Below are 19,516 nucleotides of genomic sequence, written 5' to 3'. Positions count from 1 at the left end.
TGGCCAGCGGTTACAGGGTCACGGCGAGAGTGGGGAAGATGACGATCATCGGTAGGTCCGTGCGGCGGCTCGAGCCCGGCGGCGGAGGCACCCAGGTGTTCGGCGAACCCTACGAAACCGCCGACGGTTCCACGGTCATCACCGTCACCCGGGTCGGCGGCGGCCCGTTCCGGCCGTCACCCCTGGGCATCTTCGTCATCCACGACGGAAAGGTGTCCTGGGAGGCGGCGGTCGACAGCACGCGCTTGGGTCTGCTCGCCGAGTTCATCGGACTGGCGGCGGCGGTGATCGCGACCCTCACGCTGTTCCGCCGCCCGCCGTGGCCCGACCTGTCCGTCGCCGGATTGGCCGCGATGCAGAAATTCAAGTCCGGCTCGAAGTAAACGCGAGCCGGCGGATCAGCGCGTTTCGTAGACGTAGCAACCGAATCCGTCGACCCGCGCCGGCAGGGCCGCCTCGCCGAAGGCGCTCTTGGATTCGCCTTCGCAGACCGCGACAATGTCCGGCTTCGGTCGCACGCCGCGCTGGTGCAGCTTGAATTTCTGCTTGATCGGGCCCGCCTCAGGTGCGCCGTTGTTCGCCTGGCAGTTCCCGGCTCCCTTCGCGCCGACCTCTTCCGGCTCCTCGATCGAGTCGCAGATGTAGGTCCACTGCTCCTCGGCGGTGGCGGCCGAGGCGAGAGCGGTCAGACCGGCAGCCGCCGCGACGAACAAGATTGCGAGGGTGACGATCCGGGCCGGGCGAAAGCGCATGACAATCCCCATTCTGTACGGTGTCGTTCCAGGCGATAGCGCGAACCGTAGCGGAATAGGGCGAGGCTTTGTCCGATTTCCACCGGGTGTCGCGGGCGAATCGTGGACCGCCGAAAAGCCGGAACGAAACTCCGCAAAAGCCGTCTGCAATATCCGCAATTACCGTACCGATAATGTTTGTCAGAGTTGCGCGACGGGTAAAGCGCGCCGAACTGTTCCGGCAATCAGCAGGTTTCACGCCATGCGTCGAGTTCACGGTGTTTGCGTATGGACGACAGCCCGAGCCGGGCCGAGTCCGCGCAGAACTCGGTGAGCTTCAGGTTGTACTCCGCATGAAACACTGGCTTACCGGCCGCGATGAACGGCGCGAGCTTGTCGCAGGTCGCCCGGTCCTCGAAACACTGCTCGTTCACGGAGAAGTCGAACAACCCGGCCAGCGCGGACACCTGGTCCAGATCGTTCTTCAACCCGACGGCCAGACCGCGATCGTGCGCGAGACCCGCGAGCATGCGGTTGTACGCCAGCTGATCGGCGGCGGTGATCTTCAGGTTGCCGGTGTTCTGGTTGTGCAGGTCGGCCCAGTCCGGTTCGACGCCGTCGAACCCCTTCTGCTTGCACAGGTCCATCCGCTTCGCCATCAGCGGCTTCAGCACGTCGATCTGTTTGACGTCGAGCCAGCGCTCGTCGTCCCACTCCGGGACCGGTCCGCTCTTCACGCTCTCCGGGAAGTCACCCGCGTCCGGCCGATACGGTTCCCACGAGCCGCCGGACATGTAGCAGATCACCTTGCGGCCCTGGTCGTGCAGGGTTTTCACGGTCGCGGCCGGGTTCTCGAACAGGTCGATGTCATAGACCTGGGCGTTGATCGAGGTGTCGACCGGTTCGTTGTGCAGCTGCCACTGCCAGCTGAGCCCCTTCTCCGGATGCCACCACGGACCCGGGTCCGACGCGGCGGAACCGAAGGAGCACGCAGCGACGGCGGTAGCGACTGCGGCGAAGACAGTCGTGCGTAGCCACCAGCGCGAGGTTCGAACGAAAGCCATACCCGCACAGTAGAACCAGACTTTTCGAACCGTGCATTGAAGTTCTTACTGTTCAGCGGACGCCGCCCCGCCGAGGCGAGATACGCGGCCGCGAAATCGAGATCTTCGGCCAGATACTGGAACTTGACACAGTGCTGTGTCAGGATTCGGTCATGTCCACCGTCGTCCGCCCGTTCCGCGGGGTCAGCGCCGAGCAGCGGCTGGCCCAGCGGCGCGCCGACCTGCTCGACGCGGGCCTCGACGAGATCGCCGAGGTCGGGGTCGCGAAGCTGCGGATGAGTTCGGTGTGCGAGCGGGCCGGCCTGACCCAGCGGTACTTCTACGAGCACTTCCGCAACCGCGACCAGCTGCTGGAGGCGCTGCACGAGACGATGATCAGCGATCTGATCACCCGGACCGTCGCGGCCGTCGAGGCGGAACCGCTGGACCTGAAGGTGCGCGCCCGGGTGGCCGTCACCACCTTCCTCGATTTCTTCGCCGAGGAACCGCGCCGCGCCCGCCTCTACACCGAAGGCGCCACCTTGCCCGCCCTCGCCGCCCGCAAGGCCGAGGGCATCCGGCGCTACGCCGAACAGGCGGCCCGTCAGGTCTGCGCCGTCTACGGCGAGACCGACGCGCAGACCGAAGCCCGCATCGCCCTCGCCGCGCTGGTGGTGGTGAACGGCAACGCCGTGGTCACCCTCGCCTGGCACAACGGCGAAATCGACACGCCCAGAGACGAATACATCGATCTGCTCGCCCAGATCTTCGTCGACGCGCTGGTCGGCGTTCATCAGCACTGACCCGCAGCACTCGCCCCCTCGAGCCAGGAGACTCCCATGCCTACCTTCGCGTCCGCCTCATCGACCCTGTGCGCGGCCTTCCAGGCCACCGTCGCGCGTAATCCGGACAAGATCGCGGTGCGCACCGTCGGCAACCGGACCACGCTGACCTACCGCGAGTGGGACGAGCAAGTCCGTTCGCTGGCAGCCGGATTCGCCGCCCTCGGGGTAGGGCCCGGCGATCGGGTCGCGCTGCTGATGACCAACCGGCCGGAGTTCTATCCGATCGACGTCGCCCTGCAACACCTCGGCGCGATCCCGTTCTCGGTCTACAACACCTGCTCCCCCGAGCAGCTGAACTACCTGCTCACCGACTCGGCCGCGACCGTCGTCGTCTGCGAAACGCAGTACGCCGCCACCGTGTTCGCGAGCCGGGACGGCGCCCGCGTCGAGCACGTGGTGTGCATCGACGGCGCACCGGAGGGCACCCGCACCCTGGATGCGGTCAAGGCCCGCGGCCTTGCGGACTTCGACTTCGATTCCGCTTGGCGCGCAGTGCGACCCGACGACACGCTGACCCTCATCTACACCTCCGGCACCACCGGCAGCCCGAAGGGCGTGCAGCTCACGCACGCCAACATGCTGGCCATGGTCGACGGCACCGAACGACTGGTCGGCGCCACCCCGGACGAGCGGATGGTCTCCTTCCTGCCCTCGGCGCACGTGGCCGACCGCTGGTCGGGCCTCTACAACCTCGAGGTGCTCGGCAACCAGTTGACCACCGTCGCCGACCGCGCCGAGTTCGCCGCGACCCTGGCCGACGCCCGCCCGACCGTGTTCGGCGCGGTCCCCCAGGTGTGGCAGAAGCTCAAGGGCGGCATCGAGGCAAAGGTCGCCGAGGCGACGGGAGTCAAAGCGGCCCTGGCGAAGTGGGCGCTGACCGTCGGCCGGACCGCGTCCGACGCGCGCCTCGACGGCAGGCCGGTCCCGGCGTTCCTCGCCCTCCAGGAGCGCCTGGCCGACGCGCTGGTCCTGTCGAAGCTGCGCGCCGCGGTCGGCCTCGCCGACGTCCGCCTCGCCCTCTCCGGCGCCGCCCCCATCGCGTCGGACGTGCTGCGCTTCTTCAACGGCGTCGGCATCGCCGCCTCCGACGCCTGGGGCATGTCCGAGCTGTCCGGCATGGCCACCATGAGCCCGCCCGGGCGGGTTCGCCTCGGCACCGTCGGAAAGATCGTGCCCGGCAACGAGATCCGGATCGCCGAGGACGGCGAGGTGCTGGTGCGCGGCCCGATCGTGATGAAGGGCTACCTGAACAAGCCCGAGCAGACCGCCGAGGCGATCGACGCCGACGGCTGGGTGCACAGCGGTGACATCGGCGCCCTCGACGCGGACGGTTTCCTGACGATCGTCGACCGCAAGAAGGAACTCATCATCAACGCGGGCGGAAAGAACATGTCGCCCAGCAACATCGAGAACTGGATCAAGGCGTTCGCGCCGCTGATCGGCCAGGCCGTGGCCATCGGCGACAACCGCAAATACAACGTCGCGCTCATCGCGCTCGACCCCGACGCGGCCGCGGCGTACGCGGACAAGGCGGGGGTCGCGGCCGACGCCGCCGTGCTGGCCAAGGATCCCGGCATCCAGCAGATCGTGGCCGACGCTGTCGCCCAGGCGAATTCGAAGCTGTCCCGGGTCGAGCAGATCAAGAAGTTCACCATCGTGCCGGACTTCTGGCAGCCGGGCAGCGAGGTGCTGACCCCGACCATGAAGCTGCGCCGCAAACCGATCAACGCGCGCTACGCCGCCGACATCGACGACCTCTATTCCTGAACCGTGCCGCCGGCCACATCGTGGCTACTCGTATGCTCTGTGCGCAGTCGCGACGAGGGAGATGGAGGATCCATGGCGGATCGGGAAGTACTGACCTGGGATTTGTTCGGTTCGGCGAGTCGGGAGCTGGCGACCACGATCGCGGACGACGGGTTCGAGCCCGATCTGATCCTGTCGATCGCCCGCGGCGGGTTGTTCGTGGCGGGCGCGCTCGGCTACGCGCTGGACGTGAAGAACCTGCACGTGATGAACGTCGAGTTCTACACCGGCATCGACCAGCGCCTGGACCTGCCGGTCATGTTGCCGCCGGTGCCGCAGGCGGTCGACCTGGCCGGCGCGACCGTGCTGGTCGCCGACGACGTGGCCGACACCGGCGCCACCCTCAAGCTGGTCCGCGACTTCTGCAAGGACCACGTCGCCGAGGTCCGCTGCGCGGTGATCTATCAGAAGCCGCGCTCCGAGGTCGAGTGCGAGTACGTGTGGAAGCACACCGACCGCTGGATCAACTTCCCCTGGTCCACCGAGCCGCCGGTGGTGCAGCGACAGGTCAAGGTGCTCGACGCGTAAGCCGCGCTCAGTGTTCCTTGCGCGCGCAGGAGATCGCGTCGAGGCGCTCGCCGAGCGCGTTGACCTGATCGCGCAACGCGATCAGGTCGTCGAGCGGGTAGCCGACCGAGGCCATCACCGACTCGATCATCTCCTTCGCCTGGCGCTGCAAGGCCAGTCCGGCTTCGGTCGCGCGGAGTTCGACCGAGCGCCGGTCGTGCGCGCTGCGCACGCTCTCCACGAAACCGTGCGACTGTAGTCGCTGGATCAGCGGCGAGACGGTGCCGTAGTCCAGGCTGAGTTGTTCGCCGAGCTCCTTCATCGTCATCCCGGGCCGTTCCCACAGCGCCAGCAAGGCCAGGTACTGCGGGTAGGTGATCTCCATTGCCTCGAGGAACGGCCGATAGGCGGCGGTCATCGAGCGCGAGGTGGAGTACAGGGCGAAACACAACTGGTTCGCCAGCGACAGCAGGTCGTGATCGGAATCCCCGGCGGTTGCGGTGGTGCCCGGCGCTGCGGCCGGTTCGACACGCACCGCGGAACTGGGATGCGCTACTTCGGGCATTCAATCACCTTACGCCAGCAAGTTTGCCGCTGCTCATGTGCTATTCCGGTGTCTGCGAGACGGTTCGAGCGGCGCTGCCGGAGCGGTTGCTCGCCGGACACCGGGGGTGGTCTAGAGCGAGATCGACGCGGCGCTCCCGGCCCGGTGGGGTCGGTGGGCATCCCCGCGCCCGATCCTGGCCACACATCCGTCAGCACTCCCGAAAACCACTGCTAGGCAGCATTTCTGGGCGGTGCTGCCGAGTTAGGATCTCGCTGACGCAATCAGTGGATCACCCCTTACCCCTTGTCTACAGTGACGCAGACATCCGATGAATTGGGGGGTTAGTGCGGTCGCGTTGGTACCGATTCTCGAGCGATCGCTGGAGCATGTTCGGCCTCATCGTGGTCGCGTTCTTCGTCCTGGTCGCGGCTTTCGCGCCGCTGATCAACGGTCTCCTCGACATCGACCCGTACACATTTCACTCCGAGACCCTCGATGCGCAGAGCGTGCCGTCCGGCAGTTTCGGCGGCGCGAGCGCCGCGCATCCGCTGGGGGTCGAGCCGCTGACCGGCCGGGATCTCTTGGCGGTCATCGTCGCCGGAACCCGGACGTCGCTGTTCATCGCGCTCGGCGCGCTGGCGATCTCGACGCTGCTCGGCCTGGTGATCGGCGTTACCGCAGGCTTCATCGGCGGCTGGGTGGATCGGATCCTGTCCGGAGCGATCAATGTGCTCTTCGGATTTCCGTCCCTGCTCTTCATGATCGCGCTCAGCGCGGTCCTGCCCGCGACGTTCCCGCGCCCGGTGCTGGTGGTCTTCATCGTGGGCATCTTCGGGTGGCCCGGCATGGCGAGAGTGATTCGGGCGCAGGCCTTGTCGCTGCGCAACCGGAATTTCGTCCGGGCCGCGCTGGTGATCGGCGTTTCGCCGCTGCATGCCCTGGTCCGCGAGGTGCTGCCGAATCTGCGTGCGCTGGTGGTGGTTTTCGCGACCACGAGCATGCCGGGGCTCATCGCGACCGAGGCTTCGCTGTCGTTTCTCGGCGTGGGTGTCCCCGCACCGACTCCGTCGTGGGGCAGGTCGATCGGCGACGCGGTGGCGTGGGTGCAGACCGACCCGTGGTTCCTGATCTTCCCCGGAATCGCCTTGGTGCTACTGACATTGGGGTTCAACCTCGTGGGTGACGGTCTACGGAATGCGTTCAACGCGACATGAGGTGGACAATCGTGCGCCGTCGGCTGTCGTCGTCGGCGGTGAAGCTGCTGGTCGCGCTCGGCGTGCTGCTCATCGTCGCGTTCCTGACCTATGCGGTGTTCTATCTGCTGCCCGCCGATCCGGCGCAGCTGGCGTGCGGAAAGCCGTGTACGCCGGACAATCTGCTCAAGGCGCAGCTGTACATGGGCCTCGACCATCCGTGGTATCAGCAGTTCTTCGACTTCGTCGCCGGTGTCCTCGTCGGTCGCAGCTATGGGTCGGGTTTGGCGACGATCCAGTGCGCCGCACCGTGTTTCGGCTACTCATTCCAGCAGAACGAATCGGTGGCGTCGCTGATCTTCGAGCGCTTCCCGATCACGTTGTCCATCGCGGTCGGCGCGGGGGTGTTGTGGCTGATCCTCGGTGTCGGCGCCGGATTGGTCGCGGCACGGCGGCAGGGCAAGCTGACCGATCGGGCCGTCACCTCGTTGGCCGCGCTCGGATTGTCCACCCCGACATATCTGCTCGGGCTCCTCGTGGTGCTGCTGTTCGGGTTCACGCTCAATGTCATTCCGGTGAGCGGCTATGTGCCGTTGAGTTCAGGTGTGGTCCAGTGGGCCTGGCATCTGGTCGCGGCGTGGGTCGTGCTCGCCTTGGTGAATGCCGCTATGTACGCACGCATTTCGCGCAATCAGCTGATCGAGATCTTCCGCGAGGACTTCATTCGCACCGCGCGGGCCAACGGCCTGACCGAGCGGCGCATCGTCTTCGGTCACGCGGTACGCAACATCCTCGCGCCGATCCTGACGTTGTTCGCGGTCGACCTCGGCGCCTTGCTGGGCGGAGCGGTGATCACCGAACAGGTCTTCGGCGTGCCCGGCCTCGGCCGGCTCCTCATCGACGCGGTGCACACCGTCGATCTCCCGGTAATCGTCGGAGTCACCATCTTCTCCGCCGCGATCGTTCTGGTCGCCAATTTCCTCATAGACGCGGTTCTCGGACTGCTCGATCCCAGGGTGAAGTGATGAAGAAACAATCCAAGACGGCACTCGCCGCCGCCGCGCTGGCGCTGGCGTTGTCGATGACGTCCTGCAACGCCAATCCCACTGACGGCGGCAAGAACACCACCCAGTCGGTCCCGCCGCAGAAGGGCGGGACGTTGCGAATCCTGTCGTCCAACACCGACTTCAACTTCGATCCGGCCAAGTCGACGAACCTGGCCATCACCTCACTCAGCTTCATCGCGCGCCGGCTCACCACCTGGCAGGCCGAACCGGGCAAAGAGATGACGCCGATCCCGGATCTCGCCACCGATACCGGAACCACCACCGACGGCGGGCGCACCTGGAAGTACACGCTCAAGGACGACCTGAAATTCCAGGACGGTTCGCCGATCACCTCGGCGGACATCAAGTACGGCCTGGAACGTTCGTTCGCGCCGTTGCTGTCGGGCGGCTTCACCTACCACCGCACGCTGCTGCAAGGCGGCGAGGCGTATGACGGCCCGTACAACGGCAAGTCGCTCGACTCCATCGAGACGCCCGATGCGAAGACGGTGATCTTCCACCTCAACAAGCCGTTCGGCGACTTCCCCTGGATCGCCTCGCAACCCGCGTTCACGCCGGTGCCCAAGGCGAAGGACAACCCGGCGACCTACTTCCAGTCCCCCGTCGCGTCCGGGCCCTACCAGGTGGAGAAGTTCGACAAGGCCTCCGAGGTTGTCCTGGTGCGCAATCCGAACTGGGATCCGAAGACCGATACCGCGCGCACGGCCGGTCCTGATCGGGTGATCTTCCAGCTCGGGATGCAGCAGACGACGATCAGCCAGGAGCTGATCGCCGACACCGGTACGGCCAAGGCGGCGTTCTCCGCCTCGTTCGTGCCCGCCTCGCAGCTGCCGCTGGTCCGGTCGAATCCTTCGGCGAAGAACCGGATCGCCGAGGCCGGTGGCGGATCGCTCTATCAGCTGCAACTGAACGTCAGCAAGTCACCGCTCAACGATCCGAAGGTCCGTCAGGCCATCGTCTACGCGACGGACAAGCAGGCGTTTCGCACCTCGCTCGGCGGTGAGTCCCGCGGCGACTACGCGACCACCAACATTCCGCCGGCCATCCCCGGCTACCAGAAGTTCGACGCCTTCCCGACCCAGCCGACCGGTGACGTGGAGAAGGCGAAGCAACTCCTCACCGAATCCGGGCACCCCAACGGCATCGACCTGGTACTGGTGACCAAGAACGACGCGACCAACTCCGCAGGCGGTCAGGCCATCGAGGCCGGGCTGCGCCGCGCGGGGATCCGGGTCACCATCCAGGCCCTCGACAACGCCAGCTATGACGACATCACTCAGCACAAAGACGGCTCCGGCTACGACCTGGCGCTGGCCAGCTGGCAGGCCGACTTCCCGAGTGCGGCGTCGATGCTGCAGCCCAGCTTCGGCAGCTCGGAGATCGGCAACGGCGGCTTCAACATCTCGCGCTACAGCAACCCTCGGGTCGATGACCTGATCGCCAAGGCGACCGCCGAGGTCGACCCGAAGCGGGCCGGTGAACTGTGGCTCGAGGTCGACCGGATCGTCACCGGCGACGCCGCGAACGTTCCCCTGGTCAACTCGGTGAACACGTTCATCTTCGGCAGCGATGTCCGCAACTTCTACGTGCCGCCGTTCCCCGCCTACCCGGTGTACTTCAAAGTCTCCCTGGCGCAATGACCACACCGCCGGTCCTGGCCGTCCACGATCTCGGCATCGCGATCAATGACCAGACCATCGTGCGCGACCTCGGTTTCACCATCGAGCGCGGCAAAACCCTTGCGCTGGTGGGGGAATCCGGGTCCGGCAAATCGCTCACCGCGCTGTCGGTGCTCGGCTTGCTGCCGCCGGGTTCGACCACGACCGGCACCGTGACCCTGTCCGGCAAGAGCCTGTCCGGGATGCGGCCCGAGGCGCTCCGGCAGGTGCGCAGGAGCGATATCGGGGTCGTGTTCCAGGACCCGGCAGCGGCGTTCGATCCGGTGTACCGGATCGGGCGGCAACTGCGCGAGGTGATCCGCACCGATCGCACATACTCGAAGCAGCAGGCCGATTCGCTGGTGCTGGAGCTTTTCGAGCGCGTCAAGATCAACGATCCGGAGCGGGTGGCGGCCAGCTATCCGCACGAGATCTCCGGTGGGCAGTTGCAGCGCGCGATGATCGCCATGGCGATTTCCCGTGCGCCGCAACTGATCATCGCCGACGAACCGACCACCGCCCTCGATGCGAACGTGCAGGCCGAGGTGCTCCAGCTCTTTCGAGAGTTGCAGCAGGACAGCGCCATTGCCATTCTGTTGATCACGCACGACATGGGCGTGGTCGCCGACCTGGCCGATGATGTGGTCGTGTTGCGCAACGGCAGTCCGGTCGAGTCGGGGCCGGCCGAGCAGGTACTGATCGCTCCGCGGCAGGACTATACGAAAACGCTACTCGCGGCCGTGCTGCAACTCGAGCCGCCGACGTCGAGTTCTGTTGCCGAACAAGCCAAGCCGGTTATCGAGGTCGAGAACCTGACCGTCGACTACCGCAAGGCGGGTGCCACATTCACCGCCTTGCGGGAGGCGAATCTCGTTGTCCGCGAGCATCAAATCGTGGCGCTCGTCGGTGAATCCGGTGCCGGGAAGTCGACACTGGGTCGTGCGTTGTGCGGACTGGTCACCCCCGCCGCGGGCCGGGTCACGCTCAACGGCGAGCCGATTGCGGTGTTGCAGAAGCGAAGCCGCCGAGCACTCGGCAAGCAGCTCGGCGTGGTGTTCCAAGACCCGATGTCCTCGCTGAATCCGCAGCACACCGTGTTGCAATCGATCGAACTCCCGCTGCGCGTACACACCGCGCTCGACGGCACGCAACGACGCGAACGAGTCGAGGAACTCCTCGACGAGGTATCGCTCGACCCCGACTTGATCACGCGCTACCCGCGCCAGCTCTCCGGTGGACAGCGCCAGCGGGTGGCCATCGCCCGCGCGCTGGCCGTCCAACCCGATGTCCTGGTGCTGGACGAGCCGACGAGCGCCCTGGACGCGGCCGTCCAGGCGTCGGTGCTGGCGCTGATCCGGCGGCTGCAATCCAAACTCGGATTCGCGGCGGTGTTCATCACTCACGACTTCGCCATCGTCCAGCAACTCGCCGACCACGTGGTCGTCCTGCGCGACGGCGCCATCGTCGAACAGGGTCCCACCGCACAGGTGCTGACCGAACCTCGATCGCCCTACACCCAGCGCCTGCTGCTGGCGGTGCCGGTTGCCGAGCCCGAGGCCCAGCAACGTCGTCGTGCGCTGTGGGCACAGACGCAATCCGCCGTACTGGTCAACTCACTCGATTGATGATTTGCTGTGAGTTGTCTGATGTCGTTATCTCCCGGACTGAGCAGGAAGGGACCACGATGAGCACACAACTTTCCGAGGCCGCGGCGATCTCGCCCCCGTCGGCGCGCGTCCGGGCGATGCCGGCGGTCAGCCGGGACAGCGAGGCCGGTCGCGCGGCCCGAGCGCGTGCGCCCCGGCGATCAGCGGGTGAATGGGATCCGAGCGGTCGTTCGATGTCGGCGCTGGGCAGGTTGCAAGCTCAGGAAGCGGTGCGCGACGCCGAGTTGCTGCCGTTGCGGTACGCGAGGATGGCGTCGTCGGCGTGGGCGTATCTGCGCGGGGCGGCGGCGGTGATGGCCGCGGACCTGGCGGCGCGCGAGCATTCCGGATTGACGGTGCAGATGTGCGGGGACGCGCACATCCTCAATTTCGGGTTATGGGCCTCGCCGGAGCGGCAATTGCTGTTCGACGCGCGCGACTTCGACGAGACCCTGCCCGGGCCGTTCGAGTGGGATATCAAGCGGCTCTGCACGAGCGTGTATGTGCTCGCCGCGACCGAGGGGATCGAGACATCGACGGCGGAAGCGGCGGCCACGGCGGCGATCGACGGTTATCGCTCGGCGATGCGCCGTTATGCCGGAGCAGGCGAACTGGACGTGTGGTATGACCGGATCACCGCGGATGTGCCGTTGCGAAACCTCGACTCGCAGTTCGCCAAACACGCCAAACGGACGATCGGCAAGCAGAGCAAGAAGCGCTCGCAGGAGGGGACGGCGCGCCAGCTGGTCACCGTCGAGGACGGGCGGCGGCGCATCGCCGACGATCCGATCAAACGCCGCCACGTCGACCTCAGCGATCTGGATGAGATCAGGGTGTACGAGCAGATCTTCGACACCTACCTCGCGTCGATTCCGCCGCACCTGGTCCGGCTGGTCGGGCGGTTCTCCCGATTGGACACGGTCCAGCAGGTGGTCGGAGTCGGGAGCGTCGGCATGCGGGTCTACTTGCATCTCATGGAGGGCGACAGCGGCGAGCTGGTGTTCTTCCAGATGAAGCAGGCGACCGCCTCGGTCTACGAGGAGTTCCTCGCCCCGAGCGAGTGCGGCAACCACGGCGAGCGGGTCTGCGTCGGTCAGCGGTTGATGCAATCGGCGAGCGACATCTTTCTCGGTTCGGTGCGCGTGGACGGGATCGACTACTACACAAGGCAATTCCGCGACATGAAGATCATCCCCAGCGGCCGCCAGATCGCCGGCTACCTGCCGCAATTCGCCGAGACGTGCGGCACGGCGCTGGCAAAATCTCACGCCCGCAGCGGCGAACCCGAAGCGATCGACGCGTACATCGGGAAAGGCGCGGCGTTCACCTCGGGAATTCTCGATTTCGCCCGCGGATACGCCGCCCAGACACACACCGATCACGCCGCGCTGGTTGCGGCGATCGAGTCGGGCGAGGTGAAAGCGGCGGACCGCGGCTGGTAATTCAGTCCGTGCCCTGCCACCCGGCCGGGTCGACGCCGCCGGGGATGGGGCCGGCGGGCTCGTAGGGTGCGCGGGTGAATACGTAGCTCACCAGTTCCAGGCGTGTGGCGGTGCCGTCCGGGCCGTGCACGAACGCCATGCGTTCGCCGGCGTAGTAGCCGTCGAGTCCGGTCCAGGAGCCGTCCGGCTCGGGGCGGAACCGGGACTGCCGGCCGCCGTGTGCGAGCGCTTTGAGTTGGAGCAGGCCGTCGGCGCGCAGGTGCAGGGCGATCGAGGCGGTGCCCCAGTACCAAGTTCCGGTGAGCGCCAACAGGTTCGGGTCCACGGCGGGCCCGGGCAGCCATTCCTCGGGCAACGCCGGCTCGTGCTCGGCCAGGATGTCCAGCAGCGCGAGGTCCAGCTTGCCCCGGATGCCGCCGTAGGTGGTGTTGGACAGGAACAGCACGCCGGTGCGATCTTTGGGGTCGGCCCAGACGTTGGCGATGAAGCCGGGCATGGCTCCGCTGTGGCCGGCCAGCCGGCGGCCCTGGTGGCGCCGCAACTGGAAGCCGAGCCCGTACCCCGTGGTCCACTCGTCGCCGTCGTCGACCGTGGCCGGATCACGCATCTCCGCCAGGGTGTCGGCCGCGAGCACATCGCCGGTGTCGCCGCCGACGAACGCCGCCCAGCGGGCGAGATCGCGCACCGTGGACCAGAGCTGGCCGGCCGCACCCATCGCGCCGTGATCGTGTGCGGGCTCGGCGAGGACCACGTCCGCCCAGGGATGCACCGCGCAACCGGTGGCGTGCGGGACCGCGGGCGATACCGTTGTGCGCGTCATGCCCAGCGGGACAAGCACTTCGGCGTGCAGCGCTTCGTGCCAGCTGTGCCCGCGGAGCCGGGCGACCAACTCGCCGAGCGCGGCGAAGCCGACGTTGGAATAGTGGAACCGGCGCCCCGCCCGGTGCAATAGTGCCTGGCTCCCCGCATCACCGTCCAGGCTGTCGGCGAGCGCGGTCCAATCACCGCCCTCGGTGCGCTCCCACCACTGGCCGGGCGACTCCGCGCGCAGGCCGGCGGTGTGCGAGAGCAGCTGGGCAACCGTCCGATCCCCCAGCGGTGCCCCGGGCACATGCTTGGCCACCGGGTCGGCCAGGTCGAGTTTGCCCTCGTCGCGCAGCCGCAGCACCAGGGTGGCCACCATCGACTTGGTGATCGATCCGATGCGGTACTGCGTATCCGTGGTCGGCTGATGCCCGTCGACCCGGCCCCTGGCGCCCGACCACACCAGCTGACCGTCGCGCACCACGGCGGCGATCAGCGACGGCACGCGGTATTCCGCCTGCTCGACGGCGACCCGATGCAGCAACGCCCGCTCGGTCGACGGCAACAGCATTCTGCGACTTCCCTTCGCTCACCCGGCAACACGTACCCGGCACCCGGGTACGTCGCCTCAGGGTAGTGCCGGTCCCGGAGCGCCTGACCGCGGCCGGAATCGGCGGACCGCCCGCCTCCGCCGTCACTCGACGGCGGCGGCGGGTACCGGTCATCGATGGCGGGTGATCACCACCGGCTTGATCTCGGTGGGGACGTTGGCGAAGGCGGAGACCGGGATCCCGAAGGACGCGGCGAGGACCTCCCGGGGCAGGGAGTTGAGCGTGCCGACGATGCCGATGTCGTCGTTGGGTTCCCCCGCGCTGGTGTTGAACATGACGAGCACGTCCAAAGGCGTATCGGCACTGGCATTTTCGAAGTAGTGGAAGTACCCCTGCGGGGCGAAGACCAGATCGCCCTGCCCGGCTTCGAACACGTCGTTGTGGTAGGTCCCGTCCGGGTGCGTGCCCAGAATGGACCACTTCGCCCGGCCCGCGATGATGAAGTTCAGCTCCCAGGCCGAGGGATGCCAGTGCGGCTCACGGATGCCGCCGCCGTCGAGGTGGACGAAGTACACGGATCCCTTCTGCCCCTTCAGGACCGGGAAATTGTCTTCGTTGGCGCCTTGCAGGTAACCGCCGTCGTGGTTGGCGCGCTCCGATGCGGTCAGCTTGAACAGATGCGGCGCATTGTTGAGGTTGCTGTCGAGCGCGCCCTCGTTCCCGAGTCCGTCCGGCGCTGCGGGACTCGCCGCGGCCGCTCCGATCAGGCCGCCGCCCAGTGCCGCCGCTCCCACCGCGACCACCCCGGTGCCGATCAGCGCCCGGCGGCCGATCGCGCCATTATCGTTGTCCTGCTTCACATTCACGTCGTCAGACATGTCGCCATCTCTCCCGAAGCATCAGTAACACACGGATTTAGTTAGCACCTCTAAAGTTCAAGCTAACCCCGTCACGCATACCAAGCCAGGTGACACCCGCCACAGTCGCACACACCGCTGCCAACTGTCCGCCCACACGCCGCGTTTTGCGCAAATCCGTTGCGCTTCAATCACTCCCGCCGTCAGGACAACCCGGCCGCAACGTCAGGGTTAGCGCCATTCCGGTTCACAGCACCCGGAGGAGACCGGTGCCAGCCGGTCCGTCAGTCCGAATCCGTATCGGTACCAGCAGTTTTCGACCGCGTGAGCTTGGTCAGTAGCCGACCGAGCTGGCGCCGCTCCCCCGGATCGAGGTCGGCGACCGACGACCGGGTGAGCATGGCCGCGCCGAGTTGCTGCCGGACTTCGCGGCCACGCTCGGTCAGGGTCACGATCTTGGCCCGCCGGTTCGCCGGATCGATCTCGCGGGTGATCAGCCCCTTCTCCTGGAGACGGTCGGCGAGGAAGGTCACCGTGGACGGGTCACAGCCCAGGGCGGCGGCGAGCTGCCGCATCGACGGGGTCGCGGACGGTTCGATCTGCCACAGCGTCTTGGCCATGACGGCCGTCAGCCCCACGTCGCCGACGGTGTCGGCGAGCAGCGCATTGATCTGCTCGGCCGCGATGAAGATCAGGTCCAATACGTCGTAGACCAGCGCTTCTTCCGTGCTGCGGCGTTCAACCATACCTACACATTACTTGGAAACTCAAACACTTGACAACTCCAAGTATCGACGTGTCAGACTATCGACACTTGGATGCTCCAAGTGTTTGATCCAGGAGACTTCGGATGACCACGGGTACGCGCAATCAGCTGTCCGACAACATCTATTCCGGTGCCGGCCCATCGTCGAGCGCCGGGCGACCACCTGACCGACTGCGCTATCTGTGGCTCGGCGCCGGCACGATCCTGTCGCTGTTCGCGGTCAACGGCCGCTGGGATATCCCGGTGGCGGCATGGCTGTTCTCGATTCTGCTGCTGCGGTTTTCGCGATCCGGTCGCGCGGTTACCGGGATCGGCCTGGTCTGGCTGGCCGGGGTTGTGGCCTCGATGTTCTTCCTGTGGCATGTGGCGGTTCCGCTGACCGGGATGACCGCGCTGGGCGGCATGGCCTTCGGCACCGTGCTCACTCTCCCCTACCTGGTGGACCGCCTGCTCGCGCCACGACTGGGCAGGATCGCGGGCCTGCTGTTGTTTCCGATGGCGTTGGCGGCGTGCGAGTTCCTGCTCGGGGTGTTCGGTCCGTTCGGCACCGCGTACGGTCTGCTCGCCGACACTCAGTACACCAATCCTGGACTGCTGCAAGTGATCTCGATATTCGGACCGTACTCCGTCGGGTTCCTCATCGGTGGACTCGCCACAGTCGTCAACGATCTGTGGGAGCGTCCGCCGTCCTGGCGCGCCGCTCGAGCACTCGGCGTCTACGTCGGCGTGCTCGGCATCGTAATCGTCGGCGGCAGTGCGCGATTGGCGTTCTTCCCGGTATCGACCGCCCAGACCGTGCGGATCGCCGGTATCAACCCGAGCATGGCGGCGATGGATGCGCAGATGAAGGCGCTGGGGCAGCCCGGACTCGACCCGATGGCCATACCGCGGTTCGACCCGGACACGGTCGCGCGGGAATCGAAGGCGGTCATCGACGGACTGTTCGACGACACCCGGCGAGCCGCCGAGGCGGGCGCGAAAATCGTTCTGTGGTCGGAGAACGCGGCCAGAATCTCGGTGCCGGGCGAGCCGGCTTTCCGTACCGCCGCGCAGAACCTGGCCCGGCAGGAGCAGATCTATCTGAACGTCGCGGTGCACGTCTACCTGCCGACCGCACCCTACGGCCGCGATGAGACCCATTTCCTCGCCCCGGACGGCACGCTCCTGTGGACCTACCAGAAGGCCCACCCGATTCCGGGCCTCGAGACCTACACCCCCGGTGATGGAAAGGCGCCCGTGGCAGACACGCCCTACGGTCGAATCGCGAACGTAATCTGTTACGACGCAGACTTTCCCGCCATGATGGACGCCGACGCCGACATCATGCTGGTGCCGGGCGGCGACTGGCCGGAGATCGGCCGCCTGCACACCCAAATGTCCAGCCTGCGCGCGATCGAGAACGGCTACTCGCTGGTCCGGCAGGATTTCAACGGCTGGTCGGCCGCCTTCGACTATCACGGCCGGCCCATCGCCACCCAGGACACCACCGTCGATCACGACCCGTGGATCGTCGACGTACCGATCCACGGCACCACGACGCTCTACCGGCTCACCGGCGACCTCTTCGCCTGGCTGTGCCTGGCCGGCACCTTCGTCCTGATCGCTGCCGGAATCGGACTGCGCCCCAAGCGCTTACGGCCGAAGTCCGATAGCCGGGCGCCGTCCGGAGATCAGGGGGTCCAAGCGTCCGCGTAGGCACGGTAGGTGCCGAACGGGAGGGTCGCCTCGTAGACCAGTTCGCCGGTCGGGGAGAACTCCGAGATGCGGGGCACGACGCCCCAGCCGACCAGCGTGTTCCCGTTCGGCAGACCCTGCGCGTTGCCCATCGCGACCGTGACCAGACCACTCGGATGAGTTTGGTTGCGCACCAGGGTCGCTCGCCGGGTCGCGAGGTCGAGGTGGATCCATTGCACGCTGGACGGACCGAGCGTGCTCGGCCCGCTGGAATTGTTGTTGAACAGTCGCAGCGTAGCCGGATCGGTGAATTCGGCGTCGTGTTGAAATCCGAACTGCACACCCGGCCCGAGTTCGAAGCTGGAGTTCTTGCCGCCCAGCTGCCAGTTGATCTCGCCGGTGTGCGCATCGATGCCGTATACGGCCGAGGTGTTGCGCATAGAGACGACCAGATTGCCCGACGGGTCCAGCGCGATCGAATTCATATGGTACGGGTCATAACTCGTGTTGCCGGGGATCAGACCCGGCACCTGGGTGTCGGTCAGCGGGATGTGCGCCGCGGCGCTCCACCGGAACAGCACCTCGTTCGTCGCGATGTCGACCACCGAGGCGATGCAGTCGAACATCGTGCCGTCCTTCGGGCCACCGATCGCGCTGAGGTCGGCGGGGACCTCCTGGTATGCGGTGATCAGGGCGTGACCGTCCGGGGTGAGCCGGAATTCGTGGACATCGGAGCTGAGCCCCGGACCGGGCGTGACGGTCGCGATGATCCGGTAGTGGTCGTCGGCGAGGTAATCGACGCCGGAACCGTGCCCGCCGACGGTGCTGCCCTGCCACCAGGTCAACACCGGTTTGCCCTGATAGGTCTGGGTGCGGAAATTCGCCACCCCGTGGCCGGGAGGTGGTGTGTAGCGCCAGATCTCGCGGCCGGACCGATCCGCGATCACGTTGGCGGGCGCACCGCCGGGCAGCCCGGACAACGCCGCACCGACCGCGGGGACCAGTGCGGCCGCGCTCACACCGGCGGTATAGAAGATGTACGCCGGAGTGTTGCCCGATCGATCCACCTCGACCGTGTACGACGGCGTTCCGATCGGCAGGCTCGGCAGGAAGGGCGAGGCCGATGCCGCGGGCATCGCCGCACCGACCGACAGCGAAAAGGTGGCCACCACAATAAGAAGGAATCGGCCCGGCCCTGAACGATTCATCTTCCTGGCGCCTCTGTGCGATCGATCAGTTTTAAGCAGAGCAACGGTGACACTGTCCGCGAGCGGCAAATGTCCCGTGAACGTAGTACTTTACCGCGTCACGGCGGCGACCGCGTCGGGTTGCCGTGAAGTCGCCCACGGCCGTCCAGCGCGCCGGTTTCAGGATGCGCCGGGCGGATCCGCGAGCGCGTAGGCGAGCAGGGCTTGTGCTGTGCGGCAGAGGGTTTCGGCGGCCTCGGCGCGGGCCAGTCCGGCGACGTCGACGAGCCAGATGTAGGACTCGATACCGGTCGCCGAGCGGATGGCGACGGCGAGCCGGTGGACATCGATGCCGGGATGGTGGTCACGCAGCGGCGCCAGGGCATGCTCCAGCCAGCCGATGGCGCGTCCGCGGCGCAGCAGTGTGGTGTCGGTGGCGCCGGGTTCGAGCGAGAGTCGCAGTGACGTACGCAGTTCCGGCTCCCACTCCTGGGCGATGCGGACGCACTCGCGCATGACCAGGTCGAGGCGGGCGCACGGGTCGGCGGGCGCGGGGTCGGGCAGCAGATCGTCCCGCTCGATTTCCGGCCGCACCGCGACCAGCAGCGCTCGCTGATTGGCGAAGTATCGGTACGCGGTGGTGCGGGAGATGTCAGCGGCCTGGGCGGCGTCCTCGACGGTCGGGATCGTTCCCTGCGCCAGCAGGGTGCGCGTCGCGGACACCAACGCGGAACGGGTGCGAGCCTTCTGGCTGCGCCGGCCGCCCTCCTCATATGGTACTGACATGCCCATCATGGTACTGTAGTTCCATATCGTCTCGGAGGTGTCGCAATGAACACTGACCCCCGCTGTCGTCAATCCGGCCCTGTACCGGGTGATCTTCGAGAACGAGCGGGTGCGCGTCCTCGAATACCGCGATCGGCCCGGCGACCGGACGCAACCGCACAATCACCCCGACAGCGTGCTGTATCCGTTGAATTCGTTTCGCCGCCGGATCACCGCCAACGGGCAGCAGGTGGAAGTCGCGCTCGCGCAGGGGCAGGTGCGCTGGGTCGGTGCGCAGGAACATTCCGGCGAGAACATCGGCGACACCGAAACGCACGCGCTGTTCATCGAATTGAAGGAATTGCCGCCCACCGGGACCGGCTCGGTGCTGGGTCCGAGTTCCGCCTGACGCTGCCGCCGGACGGCG

At 66.8% G+C, this 19,516-nt stretch carries 19 protein-coding genes; 11 read left to right on the top strand and 8 right to left on the bottom strand.

The features are described 5' to 3' along the window. Positions 1-38 precede the first annotated feature (38 nt). Complete coding sequence (locus tag F3087_RS38440; RefSeq protein ID WP_150407063.1) at positions 39-383, top strand: hypothetical protein; 345 nt, start codon at positions 39-41, stop codon at positions 381-383. Positions 384-398: 15 nt separating this feature from the next. Here F3087_RS38440 and F3087_RS38435 read toward each other — a convergent pair whose 3' ends face one another. After that, a complete protein-coding gene (locus F3087_RS38435) occupies positions 399-752 on the bottom strand; it encodes a hypothetical protein (RefSeq protein WP_150407062.1) in 354 nt (117 codons plus the stop codon). A 224-nt stretch (positions 753-976) separates the two neighbouring features. Next, entirely contained in the window at positions 977-1,795 is an 819-nt protein-coding gene (locus F3087_RS38430) for an endo alpha-1,4 polygalactosaminidase (RefSeq protein ID WP_150407061.1), read from the bottom strand. Between the two features lie 152 nt (positions 1,796-1,947). Between F3087_RS38430 and F3087_RS38425 the strand changes: the two genes are divergently transcribed. From F3087_RS38425 to F3087_RS38415, 3 genes are all read left to right on the top strand, one after another. Beyond that, on the top strand, positions 1,948-2,577 hold the full coding sequence (locus F3087_RS38425; RefSeq protein ID WP_150407060.1) for a TetR/AcrR family transcriptional regulator: 630 nt from the start codon (positions 1,948-1,950) through the stop codon (positions 2,575-2,577). 36 nt (positions 2,578-2,613) lie between these two features. Then, positions 2,614-4,386, top strand: a complete 1,773-nt coding sequence (locus tag F3087_RS38420) for an AMP-dependent synthetase/ligase (protein WP_150407059.1) — start codon at positions 2,614-2,616, stop codon at positions 4,384-4,386. 72 nt (positions 4,387-4,458) lie between these two features. After that, positions 4,459-4,953 carry a phosphoribosyltransferase gene (locus tag F3087_RS38415; RefSeq protein ID WP_150407058.1) on the top strand — a complete coding sequence of 165 codons (495 nt, stop codon included), beginning with the start codon at positions 4,459-4,461 and terminating at the stop codon, positions 4,951-4,953. A gap of 7 nt (positions 4,954-4,960) precedes the next feature. On the opposite strand, the gene F3087_RS38410 is transcribed toward F3087_RS38415, so the two are convergent. Further along, complete coding sequence (locus F3087_RS38410) at positions 4,961-5,497, bottom strand: MarR family winged helix-turn-helix transcriptional regulator (RefSeq protein ID WP_150407057.1); 537 nt, start codon at positions 5,495-5,497, stop codon at positions 4,961-4,963. Between the two features lie 326 nt (positions 5,498-5,823). Here F3087_RS38410 and F3087_RS38405 point away from each other — a divergent pair, with 326 nt between their 5' ends. Genes F3087_RS38405 through F3087_RS38385 form a run of 5 tightly spaced genes read left to right on the top strand, consistent with a single transcriptional unit; the run spans position 5,824 to position 12,485 of the window. Beyond that, positions 5,824-6,693 carry an ABC transporter permease gene (locus tag F3087_RS38405; protein WP_223885671.1) on the top strand — a complete coding sequence of 290 codons (870 nt, stop codon included), beginning with the start codon at positions 5,824-5,826 and terminating at the stop codon, positions 6,691-6,693. Positions 6,694-6,704: 11 nt separating this feature from the next. Next, positions 6,705-7,697 (top strand): ABC transporter permease, encoded by a 993-nt coding sequence (locus F3087_RS38400; protein ID WP_223885670.1) that lies wholly within the window; start codon positions 6,705-6,707, stop codon positions 7,695-7,697. After that, on the top strand, positions 7,697-9,379 hold the full coding sequence (locus F3087_RS38395) for an ABC transporter substrate-binding protein (protein ID WP_150407054.1): 1,683 nt from the start codon (positions 7,697-7,699) through the stop codon (positions 9,377-9,379). Before F3087_RS38400 ends, F3087_RS38395 begins: the two co-directional genes overlap by 1 nt. Next, entirely contained in the window at positions 9,376-11,022 is a 1,647-nt protein-coding gene (locus F3087_RS38390) for a dipeptide ABC transporter ATP-binding protein (protein ID WP_150407053.1), read from the top strand. The genes F3087_RS38395 and F3087_RS38390 overlap by 4 nt, the downstream gene beginning before the upstream one ends. Positions 11,023-11,081: 59 nt before the next feature. Further along, complete coding sequence (locus F3087_RS38385; protein WP_223885669.1) at positions 11,082-12,485, top strand: DUF2252 domain-containing protein; 1,404 nt, start codon at positions 11,082-11,084, stop codon at positions 12,483-12,485. A gap of 1 nt (position 12,486) precedes the next feature. Here the strand turns inward: F3087_RS38385 and F3087_RS38380 are convergent, their stop codons facing one another. The 3 genes from F3087_RS38380 to F3087_RS38370 form a co-directional block, all read right to left on the bottom strand. After that, complete coding sequence (locus tag F3087_RS38380) at positions 12,487-13,860, bottom strand: serine hydrolase domain-containing protein (RefSeq protein WP_150407052.1); 1,374 nt, start codon at positions 13,858-13,860, stop codon at positions 12,487-12,489. Between the two features lie 150 nt (positions 13,861-14,010). Continuing rightward, positions 14,011-14,718, bottom strand: coding sequence for a cupin domain-containing protein (locus tag F3087_RS38375; protein WP_150407051.1), 708 nt, complete (start codon positions 14,716-14,718; stop codon positions 14,011-14,013). Positions 14,719-14,981: 263 nt separating this feature from the next. Further along, on the bottom strand, positions 14,982-15,443 hold the full coding sequence (locus F3087_RS38370) for a MarR family winged helix-turn-helix transcriptional regulator (RefSeq protein WP_150407050.1): 462 nt from the start codon (positions 15,441-15,443) through the stop codon (positions 14,982-14,984). Between the two features lie 104 nt (positions 15,444-15,547). Between F3087_RS38370 and F3087_RS38365 the strand changes: the two genes are divergently transcribed. Continuing rightward, positions 15,548-17,158 (top strand): nitrilase-related carbon-nitrogen hydrolase, encoded by a 1,611-nt coding sequence (locus tag F3087_RS38365; RefSeq protein WP_223885668.1) that lies wholly within the window; start codon positions 15,548-15,550, stop codon positions 17,156-17,158. Here the strand turns inward: F3087_RS38365 and F3087_RS38360 are convergent. Beyond that, the gene (locus tag F3087_RS38360) at positions 17,134-18,309 is read right to left on the bottom strand and encodes an arylsulfotransferase family protein (protein WP_223885667.1); all 1,176 of its coding nucleotides are present in this window, start codon (positions 18,307-18,309) and stop codon (positions 17,134-17,136) included. The two genes, F3087_RS38365 and F3087_RS38360, sit on opposite strands and share 25 nt — an antisense overlap. Before the next feature lie 195 nt (positions 18,310-18,504). Next, positions 18,505-19,110 carry a TetR/AcrR family transcriptional regulator gene (locus tag F3087_RS38355; RefSeq protein ID WP_150407048.1) on the bottom strand — a complete coding sequence of 202 codons (606 nt, stop codon included), beginning with the start codon at positions 19,108-19,110 and terminating at the stop codon, positions 18,505-18,507. Positions 19,111-19,198: 88 nt separating this feature from the next. On the opposite strand from F3087_RS38355, the gene F3087_RS38350 reads away from it, so the two are divergent. Further along, positions 19,199-19,498, top strand: coding sequence for a cupin domain-containing protein (locus tag F3087_RS38350; RefSeq protein WP_223885666.1), 300 nt, complete (start codon positions 19,199-19,201; stop codon positions 19,496-19,498). The last annotated feature ends 18 nt before the right edge of the window (positions 19,499-19,516 follow it).

It is taken from the genome of Nocardia colli (genome assembly GCF_008704205.1).
GTDB classification, from domain to species: Bacteria; Actinomycetota; Actinomycetes; order Mycobacteriales; family Mycobacteriaceae; genus Nocardia; species Nocardia colli.
This window is presented reverse-complemented; position numbering and strand designations above follow the sequence as displayed.

What these genes read in the sequence shown, in the direction of transcription:
- F3087_RS38440 (WP_150407063.1), top strand. Translation starts at nt 39, where the DNA reads ATGACGATCATCGGTAGGTCCGTGCGGCGGCTCGAGCCCGGCGGCGGA.
- F3087_RS38435 (WP_150407062.1), bottom strand. Translation starts at nt 752, where the DNA reads ATGCGCTTTCGCCCGGCCCGGATCGTCACCCTCGCAATCTTGTTCGTC.
- F3087_RS38430 (WP_150407061.1), bottom strand. Translation starts at nt 1,795, where the DNA reads ATGGCTTTCGTTCGAACCTCGCGCTGGTGGCTACGCACGACTGTCTTC.
- F3087_RS38425 (WP_150407060.1), top strand. Translation starts at nt 1,948, where the DNA reads ATGTCCACCGTCGTCCGCCCGTTCCGCGGGGTCAGCGCCGAGCAGCGG.
- F3087_RS38420 (WP_150407059.1), top strand. Translation starts at nt 2,614, where the DNA reads ATGCCTACCTTCGCGTCCGCCTCATCGACCCTGTGCGCGGCCTTCCAG.
- F3087_RS38415 (WP_150407058.1), top strand. Translation starts at nt 4,459, where the DNA reads ATGGCGGATCGGGAAGTACTGACCTGGGATTTGTTCGGTTCGGCGAGT.
- F3087_RS38410 (WP_150407057.1), bottom strand. Translation starts at nt 5,497, where the DNA reads ATGCCCGAAGTAGCGCATCCCAGTTCCGCGGTGCGTGTCGAACCGGCC.
- F3087_RS38395 (WP_150407054.1), top strand. Translation starts at nt 7,697, where the DNA reads ATGAAGAAACAATCCAAGACGGCACTCGCCGCCGCCGCGCTGGCGCTG.
- F3087_RS38390 (WP_150407053.1), top strand. Translation starts at nt 9,376, where the DNA reads ATGACCACACCGCCGGTCCTGGCCGTCCACGATCTCGGCATCGCGATC.
- F3087_RS38385 (WP_223885669.1), top strand. Translation starts at nt 11,082, where the DNA reads ATGAGCACACAACTTTCCGAGGCCGCGGCGATCTCGCCCCCGTCGGCG.
- F3087_RS38380 (WP_150407052.1), bottom strand. Translation starts at nt 13,860, where the DNA reads ATGCTGTTGCCGTCGACCGAGCGGGCGTTGCTGCATCGGGTCGCCGTC.
- F3087_RS38375 (WP_150407051.1), bottom strand. Translation starts at nt 14,718, where the DNA reads ATGTCTGACGACGTGAATGTGAAGCAGGACAACGATAATGGCGCGATC.
- F3087_RS38370 (WP_150407050.1), bottom strand. Translation starts at nt 15,443, where the DNA reads ATGGTTGAACGCCGCAGCACGGAAGAAGCGCTGGTCTACGACGTATTG.
- F3087_RS38365 (WP_223885668.1), top strand. Translation starts at nt 15,548, where the DNA reads ATGACCACGGGTACGCGCAATCAGCTGTCCGACAACATCTATTCCGGT.
- F3087_RS38355 (WP_150407048.1), bottom strand. Translation starts at nt 19,110, where the DNA reads ATGTCAGTACCATATGAGGAGGGCGGCCGGCGCAGCCAGAAGGCTCGC.